Annotated in this window: 11 protein-coding genes; 4 read left to right on the top strand and 7 right to left on the bottom strand. The window is 71.2% G+C overall.

Going from position 1 to position 11,613, the window contains the following annotated elements:
• Positions 1 to 130: 130 nt before the first annotated feature.
• A complete protein-coding gene (locus H4281_RS17340; protein WP_182891951.1) occupies positions 131 to 1,327 on the top strand; it encodes a PucR family transcriptional regulator in 1,197 nt (398 codons plus the stop codon).
• 90 nt (positions 1,328 to 1,417) lie between these two features.
• Here the strand turns inward: H4281_RS17340 and H4281_RS17335 are convergent, their stop codons facing one another.
• Both H4281_RS17335 and H4281_RS17330 read right to left on the bottom strand, forming a co-directional pair.
• Positions 1,418 to 2,167: an SDR family NAD(P)-dependent oxidoreductase gene (locus H4281_RS17335; protein WP_182891950.1), complete on the bottom strand. Its 750-nt coding sequence runs from the start codon at positions 2,165 to 2,167 to the stop codon at positions 1,418 to 1,420.
• Positions 2,167 to 2,832 (bottom strand): VC0807 family protein, encoded by a 666-nt coding sequence (locus H4281_RS17330; protein ID WP_182891949.1) that lies wholly within the window; start codon positions 2,830 to 2,832, stop codon positions 2,167 to 2,169. The genes H4281_RS17335 and H4281_RS17330 overlap by 1 nt, the downstream gene beginning before the upstream one ends.
• A gap of 98 nt (positions 2,833 to 2,930) precedes the next feature.
• Between H4281_RS17330 and H4281_RS17325 the strand changes: the two genes are divergently transcribed.
• Together H4281_RS17325 and H4281_RS17320 are read left to right on the top strand one after the other, a co-directional pair.
• The gene (locus tag H4281_RS17325; protein WP_237598994.1) at positions 2,931 to 3,911 is read left to right on the top strand and encodes a DMT family transporter; all 981 of its coding nucleotides are present in this window, start codon (positions 2,931 to 2,933) and stop codon (positions 3,909 to 3,911) included.
• A 26-nt stretch (positions 3,912 to 3,937) separates the two neighbouring features.
• Positions 3,938 to 6,523, top strand: a complete 2,586-nt coding sequence (locus tag H4281_RS17320) for an MGDG synthase family glycosyltransferase (RefSeq protein WP_182892126.1) — start codon at positions 3,938 to 3,940, stop codon at positions 6,521 to 6,523.
• Here the strand turns inward: H4281_RS17320 and H4281_RS17315 are convergent, their stop codons facing one another.
• From H4281_RS17315 to H4281_RS17305, 3 genes are all read right to left on the bottom strand, one after another.
• A complete protein-coding gene (locus H4281_RS17315; protein WP_182891948.1) occupies positions 6,524 to 7,255 on the bottom strand; it encodes a DUF427 domain-containing protein in 732 nt (243 codons plus the stop codon).
• A gap of 3 nt (positions 7,256 to 7,258) precedes the next feature.
• A complete protein-coding gene (gene msrA, locus H4281_RS17310) occupies positions 7,259 to 7,756 on the bottom strand; it encodes a peptide-methionine (S)-S-oxide reductase MsrA (protein WP_182892125.1) in 498 nt (165 codons plus the stop codon).
• Between the two features lie 79 nt (positions 7,757 to 7,835).
• Entirely contained in the window at positions 7,836 to 8,741 is a 906-nt protein-coding gene (locus H4281_RS17305) for a LysR family transcriptional regulator (protein ID WP_182891947.1), read from the bottom strand.
• A 107-nt stretch (positions 8,742 to 8,848) separates the two neighbouring features.
• Here H4281_RS17305 and H4281_RS17300 point away from each other — a divergent pair, with 107 nt between their 5' ends.
• The gene (locus H4281_RS17300; protein ID WP_182891946.1) at positions 8,849 to 10,072 is read left to right on the top strand and encodes an MFS transporter; all 1,224 of its coding nucleotides are present in this window, start codon (positions 8,849 to 8,851) and stop codon (positions 10,070 to 10,072) included.
• A 58-nt stretch (positions 10,073 to 10,130) separates the two neighbouring features.
• On the opposite strand, the gene H4281_RS17295 is transcribed toward H4281_RS17300, so the two are convergent.
• Together H4281_RS17295 and H4281_RS17290 are read right to left on the bottom strand one after the other, a co-directional pair.
• Positions 10,131 to 10,937, bottom strand: coding sequence for an ABC transporter ATP-binding protein (locus H4281_RS17295; protein WP_182891945.1), 807 nt, complete (start codon positions 10,935 to 10,937; stop codon positions 10,131 to 10,133).
• Complete coding sequence (locus tag H4281_RS17290; protein ID WP_182891944.1) at positions 10,934 to 11,605, bottom strand: FadR/GntR family transcriptional regulator; 672 nt, start codon at positions 11,603 to 11,605, stop codon at positions 10,934 to 10,936. Before H4281_RS17290 ends, H4281_RS17295 begins: the two co-directional genes overlap by 4 nt.
• Positions 11,606 to 11,613 lie beyond the last annotated feature (8 nt).

Here is an 11,613-nt window from a genome sequence, read left to right as displayed (position 1 = left end):
CGGACGGGCGGCTTCTGCCGCCGGAAAGCGAATTTCGGTGGCTTCGACTTGGCACGAGAGGCCAAAGTGGGGACAGGATGTCCCGAGGCGACCCGAGACCGCTGCCTGCGACGGAAGGACTCCCGGACACATGGGACCAGATCAGGTGACCCGGCTTGACGAACTGGAGACGGTGGTGGCCCGCCGGCTGCCCGCCATGCTCAACGAGGTCCGCGACCAGCTCGCGGACGAACATCCCGACTACGCGGAGTTCCTGACCGAAGAACTCGCCGACCTCGTCGCCGCCAGCGCGGGATTCGTCCGGCGGCTGATCGACATGGCGGCCGAACCCGACGAGCGGCTGCCGGAACTGGGGTCCGGCGTCGAGCAGACGGTGTTCGAGGAAATCGGGCGGGCGCAATACCAGCAGGGCAGGCGCGTCACGAGCCTGCTGTCGGCTTACCGGGTCGGCGCGCGCGTGGCGTGGCGGCACGTTTCGGAAGCGGCGCTCGATCTCGAGGTGCCCGCCGAACTGTTCGCCTCGCTCGCCACCACCGTGTTCGCTCTGGTGGACCAGCTTTCGGAATCGTCGCTGCGCGGTTACTTGCAGGAGCAGTCGGACGCGGTGCGCGCGCGGGAACGGCTGCGCGACGAACTGACCGCGCTGCTGCTGTCCGACCGCGCGGACAAGGCCGCGGTGCGCGCCGCGGCGGCGCGCGCGGACTGGCGGTTGCCGAAGCACGCCGCGGTCGTGCTGGTGGAGGACGACAACGAGCTGGGCCGGGAATTGGTGTTCCGCCTCGAAGACAGCTGCCTGCGGCTGCGCAGGCCCGGCGTGGTCGTGGCGATCGTGCCGGACCCGGGCGGTCCCGGCAGGCGCGCGTGGCTGGCCCGTGCGCTGCGCGGCGGCGGCGCGGTGGTCGGCGCGACGGTGCCGCTCGACCGGCTCCCGGCCAGCCTGCGCATCGCCGAGGTGACCGCCCGGCTGCGGCGGGACCACCTGCTCAGCGACGATCCGGTGTTCGCCGACGAGCATCTCGACGCGATCATCGTGCACCGCGACGACCGGCTGCTCGACGTGCTGCGAAGACAAGCCCTTGCCCCGCTTGACGAGCTGAACGAATCCGCGCGGGAACGGCTCTCCACCACGCTCACGTCGTGGCTGCTGCATCTGGGGGACCGCAAGGCGGTCGCGGAGGACCTGCACATCCATCCGCAGACGGTGTCCTACCGGCTCGGCCGCCTGCACGACCTGTTCGGGCCGTCGCTGGACGACCCGGCCGTGCGCGCGACGCTCGTGCTGGCGCTCGCTTGGGGGCCGCCCGGGGAAGCGGACGAAATCGCCTGATCGGGGAATTTCCCTGATGCGGCAGCACAGTGGACGTGCTTGGCTCGCGGAAGCGGGGGCGTCCCGGGGGAGGAGGTGTGCGTGGACCCGTCAGCTTTCGGCGCCGAACCGCGCCGCGAGCGCGCGGTAAAGGCCGGGTGCCGCGCCGCGCAGCGCGACGGGGATTCGCAGCCAGCGCGGCACGTAGTAGTCGCCCGGCCGCGCGGCGGCGCGCACCACGGCGGCGGCCACGCGTTCGGCGCTCACCGGACGGGGCGTGCTGCGGGTGTACGGACGGCCGCGACGCTCGAAGAATTCCGTGCGCACCACGCCGGGAACTACGGTTCCGACGGTTACTCCAGTGCTGTGCAACTCGAATCGAAGGCTGTCGGCGAAAGCGTCTACACCGGACTTTGCCGCGGCGTACACCGCTTCCCCGGCGACGCCGGTGCGTCCGGCGATCGACGACACGAAAACGATCTGCCCGCGGTCGCGTTCCAGCATCGCGGGCAGGAGTGCGCGAGTCAGGTCGAGCGGCGCGGTCAGGTTCACCGCGACGAGGTGCCGCAGCCGTTCCCCGGACAGCTCGGGCAGGGGGCCGGCCCAGCCGAGACCGGCGTTGTTGACCAGCAGATCCACCGATCCGGTGATCGCCAGCGCGCGGTCGGCGAGATCCGCCGCGGACCCGGGGTCCGCGAGGTCGGCGGCGAGCGCGGTGCCGCCGGTTTCCGTGGCGAGCGCGGCGAGCCGGTCCTCGTTCCGGCCGTGCAGCAGCACGTGGACGCCGGAGCGGGCGAGCTGCCGCGCGGTGGCGGCTCCGATGCCGGAGGACGCGCCGGTGACCAGCGCGGTGCGGGCCATCAGGCGGCGGGCAGCGCGGCCGGGCGGTGGCCCATGCGCAGCGTGATGCCCGCCGAGCGCAGCGAGCGCCGGAACCACCACAGCGAACCGGCGATGGCCAGCCCGATGATCGAATACGAGCCCGCGGTGCTCACCATGAGGAAGTTGCCGACCGTTTCCCGCGCGAGCATCAGCAGCGTCACGCCGCCGTTCACCGCGAAGACGAGTCCCCACAGCACCGACACGCGCTGGAAGAACCGGCGCATTCCGGGGTGTCCGGAGAGCGTTTCGGGGAATGCGCAGAAATCGCCCGCCAGCCGCGCGAGCAGCGGTTTGTTGAACGGCGCGGAGATCAGGAACAGGCTGGCGACGAGGAAATTCTGTAGAGTCGGCTGCAGGAAGTACAGGAAAGCGCTGCCGGTGGCCAGGCCCAGCACAGTGCGCGCGACCAGCAGAGCCGTGGTCAGCAGCAGCACGGCGGGGATCTTCTTGCGCAGCGCCAGCCGGGCGCCCACCACGGCGACCGACCAGCACAGCGCGGCGATGACCCCGCTGTCGAAGCTCACCAGGGTCAGCAGGAGATAGAACAGGCCGGCCGGGACCAGCGTCGACTCCAGCAGGTGCCGGCCCCCGTCCACGACGAGACGGCGGAACGAGGGGAGGTCGATCGTGTGGGGGTGTCGCATGCGGGTTCTGCTGCCTCCGGTGCCAACCGGGCGACTCGGCCTCGGACAAGGCTTGAGCATAAGCACGGCGGATGGGGACGGTGTGAGGTGAAGAGTCCGTGACAGTTACGGGGATGTCGCTGGTCGTGGCTGTCCCCGCCGCCGTCGCCGGCGCGGCGTGCATGGGACTCGCGAGCGCAGCGCAGGCCAGGGCGACCAAAGAGGTGGAAACCGGCAAACCGCTCGACCTGACGCTCTTCAAGCGGCTCGTCGGACGCCCATTGTGGCTCATCGGGATCGCCGCGACCATCCTGGGTCTCGTCCTGCAGCTCGTCGCGCTCGCGTTCGGGCCGTTGCTGCTGGTCCAGCCGCTGCTCGTGACGTCGCTCATGTTCGCGGGCCTCGCGTCCGCGCGGCTGGAGCGCCGCCGCCCGGACCGCACGATGAGTGCCGGCGGCTTGCTGTGCGTGGCCGGGCTCGCCGCGTTCCTCGTCATCGCGCGGCCGAGCGGCAACGGCGAGACGCTCGTCAGCGGCGGCGACCTGCTGCCGCTCGGCATCGCGCTCGCCGCGCTGACCCTGGTCTCGCTTGTTGTTGCCGCGTCAACGAATTCGGGGTCGTGGCGGGTGCTCGGGCTGGCCGTCGCGACGGGCGTGCTGTACGGCCTCACCGCCGGACTGATGAAGGTGGTCGCGGGCCAGTTCCGCGTCGGGATCGACGAGCCGTTCCGGCACTGGACGCTGTATCTGGTGTGCGTCGTGGGGCCGCTGGGGTTCCTGTTGAGCCAGAACACGTTCCAGCAGGGCCGGTTCCTGACGCCCGCGCTCGCCGTCATCACCGCGCTGGACCCGCTGGTCGGCGTCGCGATCGGGCTGTCGTGGATGGGCGAATCGGCCGACGGGCGGCCGCTCGCGCTGTTCGGCGAGGCGCTGGCCGGGCTGGTGATCGTGGTCGGGATCGCGCTGATGTCCACCCGCGCGTCGCATTTGTCGGCGGAATCGGAAACGCCGTCCGCTGAATCACCGGAAGAGCAAGAACCCGGCGAACGGCCTGATTCGGACCCGGACGACGGGTACGGCCTCGCCGGGACCGCCTGTTAGCCGAAAAGGGGGCAGCGTTGGAGCGCGTGCTGATCGTGTCCGCGAACATGGGGCAGGGGCACAACGCCACGGGACGCGCGCTCGAGGACGCGATCCGGCAGCGCTGGCCGGACGCGACCGTGCGGTGGGTCAACGCGCTGGAACGGCTCGGTCCCGGTTTCGAAGGGCTTTTCCAGCGGATTTACGTCGCCAACGTGGAAAGCGTACCGTGGCTTTACGAGTTCTTTTACGCCGCGATCTGGCGGATTCCGTGGTTCGCCGCCGCGTCGCGCTGGTTCACCGCGTCGTGGTGCGGCAGGCGGCTCGCGAAACCGGTCGCCGAATTCGCGCCGGACCTGGTGCTGTCGACGTATCCGATGGGTACCGCGGGACTGGCCTGGCTGCGCCGCAAGGGAAAACTGCCCGTGCCGATCGGTGCGTGGGTTTCGGACTTCGCGCCGCATCCGTTCTGGGTTTACGGCGCGGCGGATCTCACCATGGTGATGCACGACGTCGCGGTCGCGCCCGCGCTGCGCTCGTCGCCGTCGGCGCACGTCGGGGTGTCCGCGCCGCCGGTGCGCGCGGTGTTCCGCCCTGGCGACCAGACGGCGGCGCGGCAGGAACTGGGCTTGCCGCCCGACGCGTTCGTCCCGCTGGTTTCGTGCGGCTCGTTGGGTTTCGGCGAGATCGAAACGACGGTGCGGGAGCTGCTGGCGGCCGATCCGTCGGTGGCGCCGATCGCGATCTGCGGCCGCAACGACGCGGCGGCCGCCCGGCTGCGCGCGCTGGGCGAACCGCGGTTGCACGTGGTCGGGTGGACGGACCAGCCGGAGCGGTACACGCTGGCGGCCGACGTCGTCGTGACGAACGCCGGCGGGGCGACCTCGCTGGAGGCGCTGGCGTGCGGGCGTCCGGTGCTGATGCATCACCCGATCGCCGCGCACGGCAAGGCGAATGCCCGGTTGATGGCCGCGGCCGGGCTCGCCCTCGTGTCCGCAAAGGACGGCGAGCTGGCCGAGACGGTGCGGGGCCTGCTGGCGGAACCGGAACGGCTCAAGGAGATGGCGGAAGCGGTCGCGCGGCATTGCGAAACCGCTGCTCCGCTGGTGGAGGCGCTGGAATCGCTCGTCTCCGCGCCGTTGAACCCGCCGACGCAGCGGCTGCGGCCGGAGGACGCGCTGTTCGTGCACGTGGCCACGCCGGAGGTGCCGCAGCAGGTCGGGGCGGTGTTGCTGTTCAATCCCAAGGCGGACGGCACGCCGGTCACCCGCGCGGACGCTGAGCATCTGCTTTCCGCGACGCCGGGCTTGCGGACGCGATTGCTGCCGGGCAGCGGGTTGTGGCGCGCGCGATGGCAGGAGGATCCGGGGCGGACGTCGGCGGATGTGCTGACTTCCGTGCGGGTCGGCCCGGACGCGCCGTTGGACGAGGCGTTGACGCGGGAGATGGACGCGTTCTTCTCGGAGCCGGTGTCGCCGGAACATCCGGTGCGGGCGCGGCTGGTGACCGGGATCGAGGGGGAGCAGGGGGCGTTGCTGATCGCGCTGCACCACGCGGCCAGCGACGGGATCGCGGTGATCAGCGCGCTGGTGGGGCAGGCGCGCGGGAAGGAGCCGTTGGCGCCGGTGGCGGTGCCTCGGCGGCGGGGCCGCCCCAATGCCACATCGGGTGCGTCTGGCGCACCGAACGCCACTTTGGGTGCGTCGGATGCACCCAATGCCACATTGGGGCGCAGCGAGTCTCACCCCGAGCGGGGTGCGGTGCGGGCCGGGCTTGCCGCCCTGACGGCACCGGTCCGCGGGGTGCTCGCGCGCGCGGCGGGGCCGGTGTGGCACGGACTCGAGCGACCGGCGGGATCGCCCGGCGGCTCCCGGCCCGAGCCCGCGCGTTCGAAGGCCGCCTCGCACCATCAAGCCGCCGAGTTGGCGCGCGGGGTCTGGACTCTCGCCCGAGCCGGTGCCGCACCCCGGGTCGGCTGGGACAAGCGGATCGACAGCCCACGGCGGCACTTCGCCCGGGCCCACCTCTCCGCCCCCGAAGTCCGGAAGGCCGCGCGGCGAACCGGGGTGCCGACGACCAACCTCGTCCTCGCGCTCGTCGCCGAGGCGTTGCATCGCGAACTCGGCGGGGCCGCGCCGGAGCAGCTTCGGGTGTTGATCCCGATGTCGGTCCGCGACACCGGGACCTTCCGTCAGCTCGGCAACCACACCGGCGCGGCTTCGGTGGATCTGCCGACGGGCGCGATGTCGCTGTCGGAGCGGGTACGGGCGACGGACCGGATGCTGTCCGCCCAAGTCGGCCGCGGCGCGCCCCGGGCGGGCAACGCTGTCGTGCGCGTGCTCGGGGTTCTGCCTCCGGCGCTGCACCGCCGGGCGGCCAAGCTCGTCTACCGCGGCACGTGGTTCAGCGTCATCGCCTCGGTGCTTCCCGGCGCGCGGTCGCCGGTGGTGCTCAACGGGGCCCTCGTCCGCACGGTGTACCCCGTCTTGTCGCTGGCTCCCGGCGTCCCGGTCGCGGTCGGCATCATGACGTGGGCGGACCGGTTCACCGTCTGCATCACCGTGCCCGCCGGGCAAGAGGAGCGCGGGGACCGGCTGGCGGCCGCGGTCGTGGAGGCGTTCGGGCGGGTGTGATTACCGCGAGAAGTGCGTCCGGGGGCGGGGGAGAAGTTCGCCGTCTACTTCGATGTCCACCATCTCGTTGTAGAACGCCACGAGGCCGGCGATGGGCTGGACCGCCGCGGCCGGGTAGGCGTACGTCCAGGCGAGGTGTTCGTGCCGGACGTCGCCGACGCGGACGGACCAGTAGCCGGACGTCTCGCCCTTGTACGGGCAGGCGGTGACCATGCCGGGTTCGGCGACGAGGTGCGTGAAGTCGACTTCGGTGCGGTTGAAGTAATACCGCGTCGGGAGGCCGGTTTCGAACAGCAGCACCGGTGACGACGACTCCGCCAGCGTCGCGCCGTTCAACTGCACTCGGACGTGTCGTGTGGAGCGCGCAGCGTCCACCCGCGTGTACGGGTTGCGCGGGTGGACGAAAATCTGTTCGTCTTCCTCGAACCAGGCGTCCAGCGCTTCCCATTCGAACCGGACATGTCCAGGCAGGACAGAGTCGTTTACCCAAGCGGCAGCAGGCTTTTCGACCTCGCCGACGCGCAGCGAGAGGCGCCCGTCGTCTGCCGTGAGCAGCGTGCCGGGGAGAACGTCGTCGAGCGGGAAGTAGAACTGCGGGTAATAGGGCCGTTCCCAGACGTATTTGGCCCGGGTGCTGTCCACGATGGTCTTCCCGGCGAGCACTCCGCGCACTCGCCGGGGGACCGGTTCGACGTGTCCGGTTTCGACTGCTGCCGCTGGATAATCGGTCATCGGTCAGCCGCGCTTCGGGAGTTTCCAGCCGGGGCGCGGGAAGTGGCAGGTGTAGCCGTGCGGGTAGCGCTGGAGGTAGTCCTGGTGCTCCGGCTCCGCCTCCCAGAAGTCGCCCGCCGCGGTGACGTCGGTGACGACCTTGCCGGGCCAGAGGCCGGAGGCGTCGACGTCGGCGATGGTGTCTTCGGCGATCTGCTTCTGCTCGTCGGTGGTGTAGAAGATGGCGGAGCGGTAGCTGGTGCCGATGTCGTTGCCTTGGCGGTTTTTGGTGCTGGGGTCGTGGACCTGGAAGAAGAACTCCAGGAGGGTGCGGAAGTCGGTTTGTTCCGGGTCGTAGGTGACCTCGATGGTTTCGGCGTGGGTGCCGTGGTTGCGGTAGGTGGCGTGGGGAACGTCGCCGCCGCTGTAGCCGACGCGGGTCGCGGTCACGCCGGGCTGGTGGCGGAACAGCTCCTCCATGCCCCAGAAACACCCGCCGGCCAAGATCGCTTTTTCCGTCATTTCCTTCTCTCCCATCGGGGAATCCGTGTACAGGATGACGCCGCGGCGGCGGTCGCTATTCCGGTCGCCGGGGGCCCGGTCAGAACTCCGTAATATCTCCCTCCGCCGCGGCCGAGACGAACAGCTCCAGCAGCGTGCGCAGAGCCTGCGACGGCGGGCGCTTCGCGGAGACGACGACGGTGAGCGGCCAGGTCAGCGAAGTGTCGGCGAGCGGGATCGACACGACGTCCGGGAGGTCCAGCCGGGCGGTGCCGGGCAGGACCGCGACGCCGAGCCCGGCGGAAACGTAGCGCGGCACCGTCCGCAGGTCGGCGACCTCGGCGGCCACCCGGCGCGAAAGCCCGAGCGAGGCGAACTCCCGGTCGACGGCCAGCCGGTTCCCGAAGCCGCGCGGACAGTCGACGAACAGCTCGCCGTCCAGTTCCGGCAGCCGGACCGACTCGCGGGCGGCGAGCGGATGGCTGTCCGGCAGCACGGCGTAGTACGGCACGCTGGCCAGCTGCGTCGCGTCGAGGCCGCCCAGCTCTGCCCGGGAAAGGCCGAGCAGTGCGACGTCGAGCCTGCCGTGGCGGACGTCGTCGGCGAGACCGGACGAACCGGTGAGGGACACCGTCAGATGCAGGTCGACCAGCGGGTGCCTGCGGTGGAACGCGCCGAGCAGCACCGGCAGATCGAACGCGTTCATGCTGGTCAGCGTGCCGATCCGGAGGCTCCCGCGCAGACCGGCGGACGCCTGCTGCACTACGTCGCGGGCCCGCTCCACCGAGTCCAGCGCCGCCTTCGCCTCGGGCAGGAAGAGCGCGCCCGCGGTGGACAGTGCGACCCGGCGGGTAGACCGGTCGAACAGTGTCGCGCCGAGGTCGGTCTCCAGCGCGCGGATCGTCGCCGAGACCGTGGACTGCGTGGCGAACAGCCGCTGGGCCGCCCGCGTGAAGCTCAGCTCCTCGGCGACCGCCACGAAGTACTCCAGCTGCCGCGTCTCCATGCTCTGATTATCGCGGATCCCGATAACTGTGACCAACACTTTTCGTTGGACTTGATGAGTGGAGCGGGGGATCGTTTCAGGGGTAGGTTCCCGCTTGGAAGGTCGACATGGTCACCACAGCTCCGCCCGCTCTCACCGCCCCGGCCGGATGGCGCGTCAGCCACGGCTGGGGATTCCGGGTCATCGCTTTCGCGTTCGCCGCGTGCCTCGCCTTCTCCACCGTGCCCACCCCGCTGTACGCGATTTACCAGCAGCGGGACGGGTTTCCGACGTTCCTGGTCACTGTCATCTTCGCGGCGTACGCGGTCGGTGTGATGGCCAGCCTCTACCTCGCCGGGCACGTCAGCGACTGGCTGGGCCGCCGCCGCGTGATCCTCGCTTCGACGCTCGCCGAGGCCCTGTCGGCGGTGTTGTTCCTGCTCTGGCCGGAGGTTCCCGGCCTGCTGATCGCGCGGTTCGTGTGCGGCGCGGGCATCGGCGCGCTGACCGCCACCGCCACCGCGCACCTGTCGGAACTGCGGGCCGTGACCCGGCCGGACCAGGATCTCGGCCGCTCCGGCTTGATCGCCACCGTGGTGAACATGGGCGGCCTCGGGCTCGGCCCGGTGGTCGGCGGCGTCTTCGCGCAGTACATCGGCAGCCCGCTGACCAGTACGTTCGTCGTGTTCCTGGTGGTGTTGCTGGTGGCGGCGTTCGCGGTGTGCCTGGTGCCGGAGACCGTCGAACGCCGTGAGGAACGTCCGGCTTACCGGCCGCAGCGGGTGTCGCTGCCCGCCGGGGCACGGCCGGCGTTCGTGGGCGCGGCGATCGGGGTGTTCGCCGCGTTCGCGATCACCGGGCTGTTCATGTCGCTCGCGCCGACCCTGCTCGCCGAAGGCCTGCACGAGCACAGCCGGATGCTCGCCGGGGTCACCGCGGGCTCGATGCTGGGCGCGGCGGCGGTGGCGCAGGTGGTCTTCGCTTCGATGGCGTCACGGTCGCAGCTGCGGCTGGGGTTCGTGCTGATGCCGATCGGGCTGGCGGTGCTTTCGGCGGCCGCGTTGTTGCCCTCGCTGGCGCTGTTCCTGGCGGGTTCGGTGATCGCCGGGAGCGGGATGGGCCTCGGCTTCCGCGCCGCGGTCGGGACGGTCGCCGCGCTGGCCGATCCGCTGTCCCGCGGCGAGGTGCTGGCTGGGATCTTCCTCGCGGCCTATGCCGGGCTGGTGGTGCCGGTGCTGCTGGTCGGGATGACGCTGCTGTGGGTGCCGAGCCCGCTCGCGCTGGTCGGCTTCTCGGCGGCGGAGCTGGTGCTGCTGGGGTTCTCGGCCTGGCGGGTGCTGCGGACCGCGTGAGCTCGGGCGGTGCCGGTCCATGGCCGCCTTCACGGACAGCGGGTGGTGGCGGCCCTCGTCAGGCGACCTCGGTGGATCGGGTCCGGGCGGCGCGGGCGCTCCATCGTCCGTCGTGGCGGTCCACGCGGATCGGGTGGCCGAATGCCCGGCTGATGCTGGCCGTCGTCACCGCCTGGTCGATCGGCCCCGACGACACCACCGAACCGTCCGCGACGAGCAACGCGTGCGTGGTCGTTTCGGGCAGTTCCTCCAGGTGGTGGGTGACCACGATGGAGGCGAGCCGGGGATGGGTCCGGGTCAGCAGGTCGATGGTTTCGAGCAACTGCTCGCGAGCCGCGACGTCCAGGCCGGTGGACGGTTCGTCGAGCAGCAGCAGCCGGGGGTCGCTGATCAGGGCGCGAGCGATCAGGGCGCGGCCGCGTTCGCCTTGGGACAGCGTCGGCCAGCGTTCCTCGGCCTTGCCGTTCAGGCCGAGGAGAGCGACCAGTTCGTCGGCCTGGGCGACCTGCGCGGCGGTGGGCCGCCAGCGCGGCGGCGTGTCGATGCTCCCGGTGACGCCGGTCAGCACGACCTCCCGGATGGTGAGCGGCGAACGCAGCGGATGCCGCGGGTCGACGTGTCCGATGCTGCGGCGCAGCGCCTGCAGTTCGACCCGGCCGAGCCGCCCGCCGAGGACGTCCACGGTACCGGCGGTCGGGTGCGTGACCGCGCCGCAGAAACCGAGGATCGTGCTTTTCCCGGCTCCGTTCGGGCCGAGCAGCGCCCAGTGTTCGCCCGCCCGCACGGTCAGGGTCACGCCGTGCAGGATCTCCTTGCCCTGCCTGCGGAACACGACGTCGGTCAGCTGCAGTACGACCTCGCTCACGAAAGTGCCTCCTTCAAGGCGGTCAGGTGGCCCCGGCTCAGTTCCGCGGCGGCGGACGCGTCCTTGTCCGCGATCGCGTCGACGAGCGCCAGATGCGCGGCTTGGTCTTCCTCGGGGGAGGTGATCGGCCGGGCGCGCAGCAGGTCCGTCATCGCGCGGTGGACCCGCGGGACGAAACTGTCGAACAGTTCGATCAGCACGTCGTTGTGCGCGGCGACGAGCACTGTGCGGTGGAACGCGGTGTCGGTGTCCACCAGGAATTCGACGTCCGGGTCGCCGATCGCGCGGGCGGCGAGCGCGCGGCGGATCGCGCGCAGGTCGGTCGGCGTGCGCCGGTGCGCGGCGAGTGCGGCGGCCTCCGCTTCGATGGCGATGCGCGCCTCGATCACCGCGCCGATGGTGGCGCGGCGCAGCACCGCGTCCCAATCCTCGGCGACGTCGAGCGCGGTCACGAAAACCCCGGAACCCTGACGGGAATCCAGCACGCCTTTGCCCGCCAATTCGCGGATCGCCTCGCGCAGCGTCGAACGGCCGACGCCCAGTTGCGCGGCCAAAGTCGTTTCCCCGGGCAATTTGTGACCCAGCGCCCATTCGCCGGAGCGAATGCGCGCCAAAAGGACTTCGGCGGCCTGCGCGGCGAGCGGGTGCCGGTGCACGAGAGGGGGCATCGGAGGGC

Source organism: Amycolatopsis dendrobii (assembly GCF_014145675.1).
GTDB lineage: Bacteria > Actinomycetota > Actinomycetes > Mycobacteriales > Pseudonocardiaceae > Amycolatopsis > Amycolatopsis dendrobii.
The sequence above is the reverse complement of the archived record's forward strand: the minus strand, read 5'-3'. Positions and strand labels throughout refer to the sequence as shown.